Genomic DNA, 14505 nt, shown 5'->3' on the forward strand with positions numbered 1-14505 from the left:
GAGCCATGAGCTCCCCCCACGAGCCCGGACCTCCGATCGGCGCAGGTCAGGCGCACGCGAAGGCGTCGGCCGCCGACCCCGGAACCCCCACCGGCGGTGGACTCGTGGCGGGTCTGCGGCGGCGTGTCGAGCCCGTGGTCCGGCTGGTCACCACCCTGGTCGACCGGTGGGAGGGCACCCGTGCCGCCCGCGCCAACGCACGGTTCGGCACCGCCGGTGGCGGGCTGCTCACGGGCGGGATCGCCTACTCGACGCTGTTCTCGGTCTTCGCGGCCCTGACGATCGGCTACAGCGCCTTCCTGTCGGTGCTCGGTCGCGACAGCGCGCTGCGCCAGAACGTGCTGGACGCGCTGGCGTCGAACCTCCCGGGCCTCATCGACACGGGCGACGGCAAGGGCCTGCTCCGACCGGACGACCTGCGCTTCAGCCCCGCGCTCAGCGTGACGGGGATCGTCGCGGGCGTCGTGCTGCTGGTGAGCGCCACGTCGGCGCTGTCCTCGCTGCGCGCCGCGGTCCGGGCCATGTTCGACGCGCAGAAGCTGCCGCAGAACGCGCTGCTGGGCAAGCTGCGTGACCTGGCAGGTTTCGTCGGCATGGCCCTCGCCGTGCTCGTGGCGGCGGCCCTGACCCTCGCTGTCACCTCGGCCGCGGACCGGCTGCTGGCCCTGACGGGCATCTCGCAGGACGCGGGGACGGTGGTGCGCGTGCTGGGCCTCGGCGTCGCGTTCGTGGTCGACGCGGCCACGTTCATGCTGATCGTGTGGGTCCTGGCCGCCCAACGACCCCGCTGGAAAGACCTGCTCGGAGGGTCGCTCATCGCGGCCACAGGGCTGGGCCTGCTCCGCGTGGCCGGGACCGCCGTCGTCGCCCGCGGGGCCGACCGCAACGCGCTGCTCGCCTCGTTCACGGTCGTGGTGACCCTGCTCGTGTGGGTCAACGTGATGGCCCGCGTGGTGCTGCTCGCGGCCGCGTGGACGGCCGACCCGCCACGGCCGGCCCCGGTGGTCCCCGGGGACGGCACGAGCGCCGCCCCGGGCGGGACGGCGCTCGTGGCCGGAACCGCCGCGGAGGGCCGGCCGGCCCGGACTGCGAAGGCGGGGACGCTCAGAAGGCGCGCGTGATCATCGCGCGCTTGACCTCCTGGATCGCCTTGGTGACCTCGATGCCGCGGGGGCACGCCTCGGTGCAGTTGAAGGTCGTGCGGCAGCGCCACACGCCCTCCTTGTCGTTGAGGATCTCCAGCCGCTGCGCACCGCCCTCGTCGCGGCTGTCGAAGATGAACCGGTGCGCGTTGACGATCGCCGCGGGGCCGAAGTACTGCCCGTCGGTCCAGAACACCGGGCACGACGACGTGCACGCCGCGCACAGGATGCACTTGGTGGTGTCGTCGAAGCGCTCGCGCTGTGCCGCCGACTGCAGGCGCTCCTTGGTGGGGGCGTTCCCTTCGGTGATGAGGAACGGCATGATCTCGCGGTAGGACGCGAAGAACGGCTCCATGTCGACCACGAGGTCCTTGATCACGGGCAGGCCCTTGATCGGCTCGACGATGATCGGCTTGTCGGGGTTGAGGTCCTTGAGCAGGACCTTGCACGCCAGCCGGTTGCGGCCGTTGATCCGCATCGCGTCCGAGCCGCACACGCCGTGCGCGCACGAGCGTCGGAACGTGAGCGAGCCGTCGTGGTCCCACTTGATCTTGTGCAGCGCGTCGAGGAGCCGGTCGGTGCCGTGGGCCGTGACCGTGAACTCCTCCCAGTACGCCTCGTCGCCGTGCGACTCGGGGAGGTAGCGCCGGATCTTGAGCGTGACGTCGAAGCTGGGCACCGCACCGATCTCGGCGGTCTGCGCGGCGGTGGTGGCGTCGAGGGTGGCGGTCATCAGTACTTACGCTCCATCGGCTGGTAGCGGGTCATGACCACGGGCTTGTACCCGAGGCTGACGTCGAACGTGCCGGGGGCTGCCGCGCCCGGTCCGCTCAGGGTGTCGACGAGGACACCTTCCTGGTCGGCGGCCACGACTGTGCTCCGCCCCGCCGCGCCCACGGGAGCGGTCGGCGCGAGGACGCCCGGTCGGCGGCGGTAGGCCATGGTGTGGTGCATGTAGCCGGCGTCGTCGCGCTTCGGGAAGTCCTCGCGGAAGTGGCCGCCGCGGGACTCCTCGCGGTTGAGGGCGCCGACCACGACGACCTCGGCGATGTCGAGCAGGAAGCCGAGCTCGAGCGCCTCGAGCAGGTCGGTGTTGAACGTGCTGCTCTTGTCCTGCACCGAGACGTTCCGGTACCGCTCCTGGAGCGCGCGCACGTCGGCCAGGGCCTCGAGCAGCGACTCCTCGGTGCGGAAGACCTGGGCGTTGGTGTCCATGGTCTGCTGCAGGTCGCGCCGCACGTCGGCCACGCGTTCGCCCGTCGGGCGCTCGCGCATCTCGAGCAGCTCGGCCACGACGCCGGCCTCGGGGTCGACCGGGACCTCGACCCAGTCGGCGGTCGCGGCGTACTCGGCCGCGGCGATGCCGGCCCGCTTGCCGAACACGTTGATGTCGAGCAGCGAGTTGGTGCCCAGCCGGTTCGAGCCGTGCACCGAGACGCACGCGACCTCACCGGCCGCGTACAGGCCCTTGACCACGTCGATGTTGTTGCGCAGCACCTCGGCGGTGATGTTGGTGGGCACGCCACCCATCGCGTAGTGCGCGGTGGGGTAGACGGGGATGGGCTCGGTGTACGGCTCGATGCCCAGGTAGGTGCGAGCGAACTCGGTGATGTCCGGCAGCTTCGCGTCGATGTGCGCGGGCTCGAGGTGCGTCAGGTCGAGCAGCACGTAGTCCTTGTTCGGGCCGGCGCCGCGTCCCTCGCGCACCTCGAGGGCCATCGAGCGGGCGACGATGTCACGCGGCGCGAGGTCCTTGATCGTGGGCGCGTAGCGCTCCATGAAGCGCTCGCCGTCGGCGTTGCGCAGGATGCCGCCCTCGCCGCGGGCCGCCTCGGAGAGCAGGATGCCCAGGCCCGCGAGGCCGGTCGGGTGGAACTGGAAGAACTCCATGTCCTCGAGCGGCAGGCCGCGGCGGTACGCGAGCGCCATGCCGTCACCCGTGAGGGTGTGCGCGTTCGAGGTGGTCTTGTAGATCTTCCCGGCGCCGCCGGTCGCCAGGATCACGGACTTCGCGCGGAACAGGTGGATCTCGCCCGTGGCGAGCTCGTAGGCCACGACCCCGCTCACGGCGACGTCCTCGCCCTCGGGCACGTCGCCGTCGACCAGGTCGTGCGAGAGCAGCAGGTCGAGCACGTAGAACTCGTTGAAGAACTCGACGTCCTGCTTGACGCACTGCTGGTACAGCGTCTGGAGGATCATGTGGCCGGTGCGGTCGGCCGCGTAGCACGAGCGGCGCACCGCGCTCTCGCCGTGGTTGCGCGTGTGCCCGCCGAAACGACGCTGGTCGATCTTGCCCTCGGGCGTGCGGTTGAACGGCAGGCCCATCTTCTCGAGGTCGAGCACCGCGTCGATGGCCTCCTTGGCCATGACCTCGGCAGCGTCCTGGTCGACGAGGTAGTCGCCGCCCTTGACGGTGTCGAACGTGTGCCACTCCCAGTTGTCCTCCTCGACGTTCGCGAGGGCGGCGCACATGCCACCCTGCGCGGCGCCCGTGTGGGAACGCGTCGGGTACAGCTTGGAGATGACGGCCGTGCGCGTGCGGCCCGAGGACTCGAGGGCGGCGCGCATACCTGCGCCACCGGCGCCGACGATGACGACGTCGTACTGATGGGTCTGCATCGTGGCGATGCCTCCTGTGGCGGGTCGGTGCCGGGCGCACCGGTGGTCAGGCGCTGCAGAACGAGGGGAGAAGGTCCGCCGGGCTGTCGACGGGGCACGGGTCGAACGTGAAGATGACCAGGGTGCCCAGCACCACGACGACGACGAAGGCGACCATGAGCGCGGCCTTGAGCACGAGGCGCACCCCGTCGCGCTCGGCGTAGTCGTTGATGATCGTCCGGACACCGTTCGTGCCGTGGATCATCGCGAGCCACAGCATCAGCAGGTCCCAGACCTGCCAGAACGGGGAGGCCCACTTGCCGGCGACGAAGCCGAAGTCGACGGCCTTGATGCCTTCCCCGGCCACGAGGTTCACGAAGAGGTGGCCGAAGATGAGGATGACCAGGACGACACCCGACGCGCGCATGAACACCCAGCCGTAGAGCTCGAAGTTCGTGCGGGTCGACAGGCGACCGCTGCGCGGTGCGCGCGGCGACCGGGGTTCGGCGATCGTGCTCATCAGGCACCCCCGAAGACGTGGCTCAGGTGCCGCGGCAGGAAGCCCGCCATCGTCACGACGAACAGGCCGATGACGACCCAGAGCATGACGCGCTGGTACCGCGGGCCCTTGGCCCAGAAGTCGACCAGCATGATCCGGACGCCGTTGAACGCGTGGAACGTGATCGCGGCGACCAGCCCGGCCTCGCCGAGGCCCATGATCGGGTTCTTGTACGTGCCGATGACGGCGTTGTACGCCTCGGGGGAGACCCGGACGAGGGCCGTGTCGAGCACGTGCACGAGCAGGAAGAAGAAGATGAGGACGCCGGTCACGCGATGCGCGACCCACGACCACATGCCTTCACGCCCTCGGTAGAGCGTGCCGGCCGGTGCGCTGGGCACGAGGGGAGCCTCCTGGCTGGTCGGGTGAGGGACGTCACTGTCCTTTTCGATGTCCACTGTAGTGATCGGGCCTGGTCGCGGGGGTCGTGGGCCGCGCACGTCACCCGGGAGTCGGGGGAATGTGAGCAAGGCCACACGCTGGTCCCGGATGAAGGTCCCGACGCCGTCGTGGCTACCCTGGCCACCATGACCGACTCGATCCCCGGCTTCTTCGCCGTCGTCCCGGCGGGCGGCGCGGGCACCCGCCTGTGGCCGCTCTCGCGCGCGGGCGCACCCAAGTTCCTGCTCGACATGACGGGCGCCGGGCGCACCCTCCTGCAGGGCACGGTGGACCGTCTGCTCCCGCTCACCGGACCCGGCGGGGTGCTCGTGGTCACGGGTGCCCGGCACGCGCCCGCGGTCGTGGCGCAGCTGCCCGAGGTCCCCGCGCAGGACGTGCTCGCCGAGCCGTCGCCGCGCGACTCGATGGCGGCGATCGGGCTCGCCGCGGCTGTGCTCGAGCAGCGGCACGGCGACGTGGTGCTGGGGTCGTTCGCCGCCGACCACCTCATCGAGGGCGCCGAGGAGTTCGCGCGCACGGTCCGGGAGGGCGTCGAGGCCGCACGTGCGGGTTACGTCGTGACCGTCGGGATCGCGGCGACGGGTCCCTCGACCGCGTTCGGGTACGTCCGCTCGGCCGCCGCGCTCGGCGTCGAGGGCGCGCCGAGCGTGCGGCACGTCGCAGGCTTCACCGAGAAGCCCGACGAGGAGACTGCGGCGGCCTACCTCGCGACGGGCGAGTACCGGTGGAACGCCGGGATGTTCATCGTGCGGGCGCGCACGCTGCTCGACCACCTCGCGGCCCAGCTGCCCGCGCTCCACGACGGCCTGCGCGAGATCGCGGCGGCGTGGGACACGGACGCCCGCGACGAGGTCCTCGCCCGGGTCTGGCCCACGCTGACCCGCATCGCGATCGACCACGCGATCGCCGAGCCGGTCGCCGCCGCCGGTGGGGTGGCCGTGGTCCCGGGCGACTTCCGGTGGGACGACGTGGGCGACTTCGCGTCGCTCGCCCCGATGCTCCCGCCGCTCGCGGGCGCCGACGGGGCGTCGCGCACGCTCGGCGACGACGACCTCGTGGTGCGGGTGGGCGCGGACGGTGCGTTCGTGGTGCCGACGGGCGGTCGCACCGTGACGGTCGTGGGGATCACGGACGCGGTCGTCGTGGACACCCCCGACGCGCTGCTCGTCACGACGCGCGAGCACGCCCAGGACGTCAAGGCGGGCGTCGACGCCTGGCGGGCGCGGGGTCGCGACGACCTGCTCTGAGCTCGGCCCCGCCCGTGGCGAACGGTCCCGGGACGCGCGCGTCCAGGCAGGCGGACTACCCTCGCCGGGTGCCCGATGACGTCTTCCGCCTCGCCGACCGCCTCGCACCGCTGCGTCCCGAGCTCGTCGAGATCCGCCGCGACCTGCACGCGCACCCCGAGCTCGCGCGCACCGAGCAGCGGACCACGCGGATCGTCGCCGATCGGTTGCGGGCCGCCGGCCTGACGCCGGTGCTGCTGCCCGGCACGGGTCTGGTCTGCGACATCGGTCCCGGGGTGGCGCAGGCCGAGCGGCACCGCGTGGTGCTCCGCGCCGACATGGACGCGCTGCCGCTGCCAGACACGTCGGGCGTGCCGTGGGCCTCGACCGTGCCGCACGTGGTGCACGCGTGCGGCCACGACGTGCACACCACCGTGGTGCTCGGCGCCGGGCTCGTGCTCGCCGAGCTCGCGGCCGAGGGCGCACTGCCGGGCGGGGTGCGGCTGCTGTTCCAGGCCGCCGAGGAGGTCCAGCCGGGAGGCGCGCTCGACGCGATCGCCGCAGGTGCCCTCGACGGGGTGCGGCAGGTCTTCGCCGTGCACTGCGACCCCAAGGTCGACGTCGGTCACGTGGGCACCCGGATCGGGCCCATCACCTCGGCCTCGGACGAGGTCACGGTCACGCTGCGGGGCCCGGGCGGCCACACCTCACGACCGCACCGGACGGCCGACGTCGTCTTCGCCCTCGGCCAGGTCATCACCCAGGTGCCCGCGGTGCTCGGTCGCCGGCTCGACCCGCGCTCGGGCGTCAACCTCACGTGGGGCGCGGTCCAGGCCGGGTCCGCCCCGAACGCGATCCCCGCGAGCGGCATCCTGCGCGGAACGCTGCGCTGTCTCGACGTGCGGGCGTGGGAGCGGGCCTCGGCCGTGTTCCACGAGGCGGTCGAGCAGGTCGTCGCGCCGTACGGCGTCGAGGCCGAGGTGCGCCACCAGCGCGGCGTGCCGCCCGTGGAGAACGACGAGCACAGCGTGGCGGTGCTCGAGGCCGCGGCGCGCGACGTGCTGGGCCCGGCGTCGGTGCAGCTGACCGAGCAGTCGCTCGGCGGCGAGGACTTCGCGTGGTACCTCAACAAGGTGCCGGGGGCGATGGCACGGCTCGGCACCCGGACCCCGGGCGGGCGGTCGTACGACCTCCACCAGGGCGATCTGCAGGTCGACGAGCGCGCCATCGACGCCGGGGTCCTGCTGCTGGCCCGCACCGCGATCGCCGCCTCGGCCGGATGATCCGACCACCCTGTGGGACGTGTGGTCCCAGGGCGTGGCGGAAGGTTCCAACTCCGTAACGGAAACATGCCGCCTACCAGACGGTAACGAGAGCGTAGGGAACGCCCACTATCCTCCCGACCATGGGACGCCGGACGGTCCCGTCCCGCGCGGGGCCGACCAGGCGCCACGCCGGTCCGGCGAACGACGATCAAACCAGGAGTGTCGCGTGAAGAAGATCATCCGTGTGGCCGCCCTCGGCGGGGCGGTCGCCCTCGCGCTCGCTGCATGTGGGAGCGCGCCGGAGGACGACGCCACGGCGAGCGCCGGCGCCGGCGAGGACGCCTACAAGGCGTGCATGGTGTCGGACGCCGGTGGGTTCGACGACAAGTCGTTCAACCAGTCCGGCGCCGAGGGCCTCGACCGCGCCGCGTCCGACCTCGGCATCACCGAGTCCAAGGTCGAGTCGCAGGCCGAGACGGACTTCGGGCCCAACGTGACCAACCTGGTCGCGCAGGACTGCAACCTCATCATCGGCGTCGGCTTCCTGCTCGAGGACCCGATCGAGGAGGCGGCGGTCGCGAACCCCGACACCGACTTCGCCCTGGTCGACTCGAGCTTCAGCGACGCCGACTTCAACCCGATGACGTACGAGAACGCCAAGCCGCTGCTCTTCGACACCCAGGAGGCTGCCTTCCTCGCGGGCTACGTCGCCGCGGGCGTGTCGAAGACCGGGACGGTCGCGACGTTCGGTGGCATCCAGCTGCCGTCGGTCTCGATCTTCATGGACGGCTTCGCCGACGGCGTCGCCAAGTACAACGAGGACAACGGCGCGTCCGTCAAGGTCCTCGGCTGGGACAAGGCGTCGCAGACCGGCTCGTTCACGGGTGACTTCGACAACCAGGCCAACGGCCAGAACCTCGCCAAGGGCTTCATCGACCAGGGTGCGGACATCATCATGCCCGTCGCCGGCCCGGTCGGTCTGGGTGCAGCCGCGGCCGCCAAGGAGGCCGGTGACGTCATGATCATCGGCGTCGACGCCGACTGGTTCGAGACGGCCCCCGACTACAGCTCGATCGTGCTGACCTCCGTCCTGAAGGAGATCGGCCAGTCGGTCTTCGACACCGTCGACCAGGCGTCGACCGGCAAGTTCTCGTCCGAGCCGTACGTCGGCACGCTGGCCAACGGCGGCGTCGACATCGCGCCGTTCCACGACTTCGACTCGGCCGTCCCGGCCGAGCTCAAGGCCAAGGTCGAGGAGCTCAAGGCGTCGATCATCTCGGGTGACCTGAAGATCGAGTCCGTCTCGGCCAACAGCTGACCCTGCACGAACCCCCACCGATGGCCCGGGCATCCCTGCCCGGGCCATCGGTCTGAAGTCCCGGCCCCCGTCCGCACCGGTGGTTAGGGTGCATCAACCACGACCACGCAAAGGAGCCGGGGCACGTGAAGCTGGAACTGCGAGGGATCACCAAGCGCTTCGGGAGCCTGGTGGCCAACGACCACATCGACCTGGTCGTCGAGCCGGGCGAGATCCACGCCCTGCTCGGGGAGAACGGGGCGGGCAAGAGCACGCTCATGAACGTCCTGTACGGGTTCTACGACCCGGACGAGGGCGACATCGTCGTCGACGACCAGCCGGTGACCTTCGCGGGCCCCGGCGACGCGATGGCCGCGGGCATCGGCATGGTGCACCAGCACTTCATGCTGGTCCCCGTCTTCACCGTCGCGGAGAACGTCGTCCTGGGCCAGGAGCCGGTCACCGGCGGACGCCTGATCGACCTGGCCGAGGCACGTCGCCGCGTGCGTGAGATCTCGGACCGGTTCGGCTTCGACCTCGACCCCGACGCGCTCGTCGAGGACCTGCCCGTCGGCGCCCAGCAGCGGGTCGAGATCATCAAGGCGCTCTCGCGCGACGCCCGCGTCCTCATCCTCGACGAGCCCACCGCCGTGCTCACGCCGCAGGAGACCGACGAGCTCATCGAGATCATGCGCCAGCTCCGCGACGCGGGCACCTCGATCGTGTTCATCACCCACAAGCTGCGCGAGGTGCGGGCCGTCTCCGACCGCATCACCGTGATCCGGCGCGGCAAGGTCGTCGGCAGCGCCGACCCCACGGCCCCCGAGACCGAGCTCGCCTCGCTCATGGTCGGCCGCTCGGTCGAGCTGGGGGTCGAGAAGACCCCCGCCGTGCCGGGTGACGTCGCGCTGCGCGTCCAGGACGTCACGGTGATCGACGCCGCCGGCGTGCGCCAGGTCGACGACGTGTCCTTCGAGGTGCAGCGCGGGGAGATCCTCGCGGTGGCCGGGGTCCAGGGCAACGGCCAGACCGAGCTCACCGAGGTGCTCATGGGCCTGCTCGGCCCGGTGGCCGGCTCGGTCGTGCTCGACGGCAACGAGCTCGTGGGCCGCTCGGTGCGCGAGGTGCTGCGCGCCGGGGTCGGCTACGTGCCCGAGGACCGCACGACCGACGGGGTCATCGCCGACTTCTCGGTCGCCGAGAACCTCGTCCTCGACCTGTACGACCAGGCGCCGTACGCGCGGGGCATCGCGTTCGACCCGACCGCTGTCACGGCGAGCGCACGCGAGCGTGTCGTCGAGTTCGACGTGCGCACGCCGTCGGTCGATGCTCTGGCAGGCACGCTCTCGGGCGGCAACCAGCAGAAGGTCGTCCTCGCCCGCGAGATGTCCCGTGCGTTGCGGCTGCTCATCGCGTCGCAGCCCACACGCGGCCTGGACGTCGGGTCGATCGAGTTCGTCCACTCGCGGATCGTCGCCGAGCGCGACCTCGGCACCCCCGTGATCATCGTCTCGACCGAGCTCGACGAGGTCCTGGCCCTCGCGGACCGCATCCTCGTGATGTACCGCGGACGCACCATCGGCATCGTGCCCGCCGGCACCGACCGTGACGTGCTCGGCCTCATGATGGCCGGCGTCCCGCTCGACGAGGCCCAGGCCCACGCCGCGGCCCACCACACGACGCTCGGCCAGGCCGACGCCCGTACCGACACCGACTCCTCCGAGGAGGACAGCAAGTGAGCGAGCCCGCACCGCTCCGGGGCGCCGGCGTGCCGGTCCCCGGCGACACCGGGGTCGAACGACCCCCCTCGCGCGGCCAGACCGCGCTGCGCGAGATGCTCGAGAGCAGCTGGCTCGTCACGACGCTCGCGCTCGTGCTCGCCCTCGTCATCAGCGGGGTGCTCATCGCTGCTGCCGACCCGGACGTCCAGGCCGCCGCGGGGTACTTCTTCGCGCGGCCGCTCGACCTGCTCGGGTCGGCATGGGACGCCGTGGCGCAGGCCTACTCCGCGCTGTTCCGGGGTGCGATCATCGACCCCGGCGCCTCGACCTTCGCCAAGGCGATCCGCCCCCTGACCGAGACCATGACCGTCTCCGTGCCCCTCATCCTCGCCGGGCTCGGGCTCGGCGTCGGCTTCCGCGCGGGCCTGTTCAACATCGGCGCGCAGGGCCAGATCATCCTCGGTGCGATCTTCGGCGGGTACATCGGATTCGCGTTCGACCTGCCCGTGGGCCTGCACCTGCTGCTCGCGGTGCTCGGCTCCGCCATCGGCGGCGGGATCTGGGCCGGGATCGCGGGTGTGCTCAAGGCCCGGACCGGCGCCAACGAGGTCATCGTCACGATCATGCTCAACAACGTCGCGATCTACCTGGTGGGCTACCTGCTCACCACGTCGCCGTTCCAGCGGGGGAGCAGCAACAACCCCGTCTCACCGCCCGTCGCGTCCAGCGCCCAGTACCCGCTGCTGCTCGGTGAGGACTTCCGGCTGCACGCGGGCTTCATCGTGGCGATCCTCGCCGCCGTGTTCGTGTGGTGGCTCATGAACCGTTCGACCATCGGGTTCCAGTTCCGGGCGGTGGGCTCCAACCCGCACGCCGCACGCACGGCCGGCATCTCGGTCAACGCGAGCTACGTGTGGGTCATGGTCATCGCGGGCGCCCTGGCCGGGCTCGCCGGATCGGCCCAGGTGCTCGGCACCGAGAGGCAGCTGACCGCGGGCATCGCCGCGAGCTTCGGCTTCGACGCGATCACCGTCGCGCTGCTGGGCCGGTCCAAGCCGCTCGGCACGTTCTTCGCGGGGCTGCTGTTCGGCGCGCTGCGCGCCGGCGGGTACTCGATGCAGGCCCGCACGGGCACTCCCATCGACATCGTGCTCGTGGTCCAGTCGCTCATCGTGCTGTTCATCGCGGCACCGCCGCTCGTCCGAGCCGTGTTCCGGCTACCCGCACCGGGGCTCGTCCAGCCCGGCACCCTCGCCGTCAAGGAGGCCTCCGCGTGAGCGCCGTGACCGCCTCGCTCCCCCCTGCGGACCTCGCGCCCGCCCCGGGCAAGCCACTCGCCCCGATCAGCTGGAAGGCGCCCATCGGCTACGCCGTGACCGCGCTCGCGTCGCTGATCCTCTTCGGGCTGCTGCCGGCCGGGGGACGCACCACGTCCTTCAAGTTCGCGACCTCGAAGGACTTCTTCCAGATCGACCTGGTGACGATCCCGTCGAAGTCGGGGGCGATCGTGCTCTCGCTCGTCGCCCTCGTGCTCGCCGGCGTCTCGTTCTGGTTCACCCGTGAGCGGCGCAAGGCGGGGGTGTGGCTCCCGGCGCTGTTCGGCGTCGCCGTCGTCCTCGCGTTCCTCACCTGGGCCGTCGCGGGCAAGGACCAGCCGCTCCCGGTGACCGGCCTGCTGCAGGGCTCGCTGTTCCTGGCGATCCCGCTCGTCTTCGGCTCGCTCGCGGGTGTCCTGTGCGAGCGGTCGGGCATCATCAACGTCGCGATCGAGGGTCAGCTGCTCGCGGGCGCGTTCGCCGCGGCGGTCGTCGCCTCGCTCACGCACAGCGCCTACGCGGGTCTCGTCGCGGCCCCCGTCGCGGGTGCGCTCGTCGGGCTGGTGCTCGTGTTCTTCGCGATCAAGTACCTGGTCAACCAGATCATCGTCGGCGTGGTGCTCAACGTGCTCGTCGTGGGCGTCACGAGCTACCTGTTCTCGACGGTGCTCAAGGTCAACTCCGCCACGTGGAACTCGCCGCCCAAGCTGCCGTCGATCGACATCCCGCTGCTGTCGCAGATCCCCGTGATCGGGCCGGTGCTGTTCCGTCAGACCGCCCTCGTCTACATCATGTACGTCGTCGTCGCGCTCCTGCAGGTCATGGTCTTCCGCAGCCGGTGGGGCCTGCGCCTGCGGGCCGTCGGCGAGCACCCCAAGGCCGCGGACACCGTGGGCATCAAGGTCAACCGCACCCGGGTGCGGGCGACCGCGCTGGGCGGCGCCGTCGCGGGGCTCGGTGGGGCGTTCTTCACCGTCGCCGCCGGCCTGGCGTTCGGCAAGGAGATGACCGGCGGGAAGGGCTTCATCGCCCTCGCCGCGATGATCCTCGGTCGCTGGAGCCCGATGGGGGCCCTGGCCGCCGCGCTGCTCTTCGGCTTCGCCGACAACCTGCAGGTCGTGCTCGGCATCGTCGGTACCCCGATCCCGAGCCAGATCATGCTGATGACGCCGTACGTCGTGACCATCTTCGCCGTCGCCGGTCTCGTGGGACGCGTCCGCGCCCCCGCCGCCGAGGGCATCCCCTACGTGAAGTGAGCACCATGAGCAACGAGACCATCGAGATCGACTGGGACGCCCTGCGGGCGGCCGCGCGGGACGTCATGACCCGGGCCTACGTGCCCTACTCGAAGTTCCCGGTCGGGGTCGCGGCCCTGGTCGACGACGGCCGCATCGTGGTCGGCTGCAACGTCGAGAACGCGTCGTACGGCCTGACGCTGTGCGCCGAGTGCGCCCTCGTGTCGGGGCTGCACGTGAGCGGCGGCGGACGGCTCGTGGCGTTCGCGTGCGTCGACGCGCACGGCAACGCGCTCATGCCGTGCGGCCGGTGCCGTCAGCTCTTGTGGGAGCACGGCGGCGCCGCGCTGCTGGTCGACACCGTGAGCGGCATCAAGCCGATGACCGAGGTCCTGCCTGACGCGTTCGGGCCGGACGACCTGGTGGAGCGGGGGACGAAGTGAGCGAGCTGTTCGACGCCGTCGACGTCATCCGGACCAAGCGCGACCACGGGCGGCTGAGCGAGGGCCAGATCGACTGGGTCGTCGACGCGTACACGCGCGGGGTCGTGGCCGAGGAGCAGATGGCCGCGCTCGCGATGGCGATCCTGCTCAACGGCATGGACCGTGCCGAGATCGCCCGCTGGACCGCGGCGATGATCGCGAGCGGCGAGCGCATGGACTTCTCGTCCCTGTCGCGCCCGACCGCGGACAAGCACTCGACGGGCGGCGTGGGCGACAAGATCACGCTGCCGCTGGCCCCGCTCGTCGCCGTGTTCGGCGTCGCGGTGCCGCAGCTCTCGGGCCGCGGGCTCGGCCACACGGGCGGCACGCTCGACAAGCTCGAGGCCATCCCCGGGTGGCGCGCCGAGCTCACGAACGCCGAGATGATGACCCAGCTCGAGGACGTGGGCGCCGTCATCTGCCAGGCCGGTTCGGGCCTGGCCCCGGCCGACCGCAAGCTCTACGCGCTGCGCGACGTGACCTCGACGGTCGAGGCCATCCCGCTCATCGCGAGCTCGATCATGAGCAAGAAGATCGCCGAGGGCACCGGTTCGCTCGTGCTCGACGTCAAGGTCGGGTCGGGCGCGTTCATGAAGGACCTCGACCGGGCGCGCGAGCTGGCCCGCACGATGGTCGAGCTCGGCACCGACGCCGGGGTGCGCACCGTCGCGCTGCTGACGGACATGCAGACGCCGCTCGGCCTGACCGCCGGCAACGGTCTCGAGATCCGCGAGTCGCTCGAGGTGCTCGCGGGCGGTGGCCCGGCGGACGTCGTCGAGCTCACCGTGGCCCTGGCCCGCGAGATGCTCACCGCGGCGGGCCGTCCGGACGCCGACCCCGAGGCCGCGCTGGCCGACGGTCGCGCGATGGACGTCTGGCGCCGGATGATCGCGGCGCAGGGCGGCGACGTGGACGCGCCGCTGCCCGTGGCCCGCGAGACCGAGCAGGTCCTCGCGACCTCGGACGGCGTGCTGACCGAGCTCGACGCGTACGCCGTGGGTGTGTGCGCGTGGCGCCTCGGTGCGGGCCGCGCCCGCAAGGAGGACCCGGTGCAGGCCGCCGCGGGGGTCGAGATGCACGCCAAGCCGGGTGACCGGGTGCGTGCGGGCGAGCCGCTGCTCACGCTGCACACCGACACCCCCGAGCGCTTCGCCCGGGCCCGCGAGGCGCTCGACGGCGCGGTGCGGATCGAGGGCGAGGGCGCTGCCGTCACGCCTCGCCCGCTCGTGCTGGACCGGATCGACGCGTGACCACGGGGCACC

General features: G+C 71.7%; 13 protein-coding genes. 9 read left to right on the plus strand and 4 right to left on the minus strand.

All coding sequences use genetic code 11. The annotated features are described in order from the left end of the window. The first annotated feature begins 5 nt into the window (after nucleotides 1-5). On the plus strand, nucleotides 6-1121 hold the full coding sequence (locus ACGIF2_RS08620) for a YihY/virulence factor BrkB family protein (RefSeq protein ID WP_396045529.1): 1116 nt from the start codon (nucleotides 6-8) through the stop codon (nucleotides 1119-1121). Here ACGIF2_RS08620 and ACGIF2_RS08625 read toward each other — a convergent pair. The 4 genes from ACGIF2_RS08625 to sdhC are packed head-to-tail and all read right to left on the minus strand — an operon-like array spanning nucleotide 1105 to nucleotide 4640. Beyond that, the gene (locus tag ACGIF2_RS08625) at nucleotides 1105-1875 is read right to left on the minus strand and encodes a succinate dehydrogenase iron-sulfur subunit (protein ID WP_396045531.1); all 771 of its coding nucleotides are present in this window, start codon (nucleotides 1873-1875) and stop codon (nucleotides 1105-1107) included. The two genes, ACGIF2_RS08620 and ACGIF2_RS08625, sit on opposite strands and share 17 nt — an antisense overlap. Beyond that, the gene (gene sdhA, locus ACGIF2_RS08630) at nucleotides 1875-3761 is read right to left on the minus strand and encodes a succinate dehydrogenase flavoprotein subunit (RefSeq protein WP_396045533.1); all 1887 of its coding nucleotides are present in this window, start codon (nucleotides 3759-3761) and stop codon (nucleotides 1875-1877) included. The genes ACGIF2_RS08625 and sdhA overlap by 1 nt, the downstream gene beginning before the upstream one ends. A gap of 46 nt (nucleotides 3762-3807) precedes the next feature. Continuing rightward, the gene (gene sdhD, locus ACGIF2_RS08635) at nucleotides 3808-4260 is read right to left on the minus strand and encodes a succinate dehydrogenase, hydrophobic membrane anchor protein (RefSeq protein WP_396045535.1); all 453 of its coding nucleotides are present in this window, start codon (nucleotides 4258-4260) and stop codon (nucleotides 3808-3810) included. Next, nucleotides 4260-4640, minus strand: coding sequence for a succinate dehydrogenase, cytochrome b556 subunit (gene sdhC / locus ACGIF2_RS08640; RefSeq protein WP_396045537.1), 381 nt, complete (start codon nucleotides 4638-4640; stop codon nucleotides 4260-4262). The genes sdhD and sdhC overlap by 1 nt, the downstream gene beginning before the upstream one ends. A gap of 186 nt (nucleotides 4641-4826) precedes the next feature. Here sdhC and ACGIF2_RS08645 point away from each other — a divergent pair, with 186 nt between their 5' ends. From ACGIF2_RS08645 to ACGIF2_RS08680, 8 genes are all read left to right on the plus strand, one after another. Then, nucleotides 4827-5948, plus strand: coding sequence for a mannose-1-phosphate guanylyltransferase (locus ACGIF2_RS08645; RefSeq protein ID WP_396045539.1), 1122 nt, complete (start codon nucleotides 4827-4829; stop codon nucleotides 5946-5948). A gap of 68 nt (nucleotides 5949-6016) precedes the next feature. Continuing rightward, entirely contained in the window at nucleotides 6017-7210 is a 1194-nt protein-coding gene (locus ACGIF2_RS08650) for an amidohydrolase (protein WP_396045541.1), read from the plus strand. Nucleotides 7211-7418: 208 nt separating this feature from the next. Further along, a complete protein-coding gene (locus ACGIF2_RS08655; RefSeq protein WP_396045543.1) occupies nucleotides 7419-8510 on the plus strand; it encodes a BMP family protein in 1092 nt (363 codons plus the stop codon). A gap of 125 nt (nucleotides 8511-8635) precedes the next feature. Continuing rightward, nucleotides 8636-10228 carry an ABC transporter ATP-binding protein gene (locus tag ACGIF2_RS08660; protein ID WP_396045545.1) on the plus strand — a complete coding sequence of 531 codons (1593 nt, stop codon included), beginning with the start codon at nucleotides 8636-8638 and terminating at the stop codon, nucleotides 10226-10228. Next, entirely contained in the window at nucleotides 10225-11487 is a 1263-nt protein-coding gene (locus ACGIF2_RS08665; RefSeq protein WP_396045547.1) for an ABC transporter permease, read from the plus strand. The genes ACGIF2_RS08660 and ACGIF2_RS08665 overlap by 4 nt, the downstream gene beginning before the upstream one ends. Continuing rightward, on the plus strand, nucleotides 11484-12782 hold the full coding sequence (locus ACGIF2_RS08670) for an ABC transporter permease (protein WP_396045549.1): 1299 nt from the start codon (nucleotides 11484-11486) through the stop codon (nucleotides 12780-12782). Before ACGIF2_RS08665 ends, ACGIF2_RS08670 begins: the two co-directional genes overlap by 4 nt. Nucleotides 12783-12787: 5 nt before the next feature. After that, complete coding sequence (locus ACGIF2_RS08675; RefSeq protein ID WP_396045551.1) at nucleotides 12788-13204, plus strand: cytidine deaminase; 417 nt, start codon at nucleotides 12788-12790, stop codon at nucleotides 13202-13204. Continuing rightward, nucleotides 13201-14493, plus strand: a complete 1293-nt coding sequence (locus ACGIF2_RS08680) for a thymidine phosphorylase (protein ID WP_396045553.1) — start codon at nucleotides 13201-13203, stop codon at nucleotides 14491-14493. Before ACGIF2_RS08675 ends, ACGIF2_RS08680 begins: the two co-directional genes overlap by 4 nt. Nucleotides 14494-14505: the final 12 nt, after the last annotated feature.

This window comes from Cellulomonas sp. P22 (assembly GCF_044392165.1).

Excerpts from the sequence above, each read along its gene's own strand:
- ACGIF2_RS08675 (WP_396045551.1), top strand. The coding sequence starts at position 12,788 with ATGAGCAACGAGACCATCGAGATCGACTGGGACGCCCTGCGGGCGGCC.
- sdhD (WP_396045535.1), bottom strand. The coding sequence starts at position 4,260 with ATGAGCACGATCGCCGAACCCCGGTCGCCGCGCGCACCGCGCAGCGGT.
- ACGIF2_RS08620 (WP_396045529.1), top strand. The coding sequence starts at position 6 with ATGAGCTCCCCCCACGAGCCCGGACCTCCGATCGGCGCAGGTCAGGCG.
- sdhA (WP_396045533.1), bottom strand. The coding sequence starts at position 3,761 with ATGCAGACCCATCAGTACGACGTCGTCATCGTCGGCGCCGGTGGCGCA.
- ACGIF2_RS08645 (WP_396045539.1), top strand. The coding sequence starts at position 4,827 with ATGACCGACTCGATCCCCGGCTTCTTCGCCGTCGTCCCGGCGGGCGGC.
- ACGIF2_RS08625 (WP_396045531.1), bottom strand. The coding sequence starts at position 1,875 with ATGACCGCCACCCTCGACGCCACCACCGCCGCGCAGACCGCCGAGATC.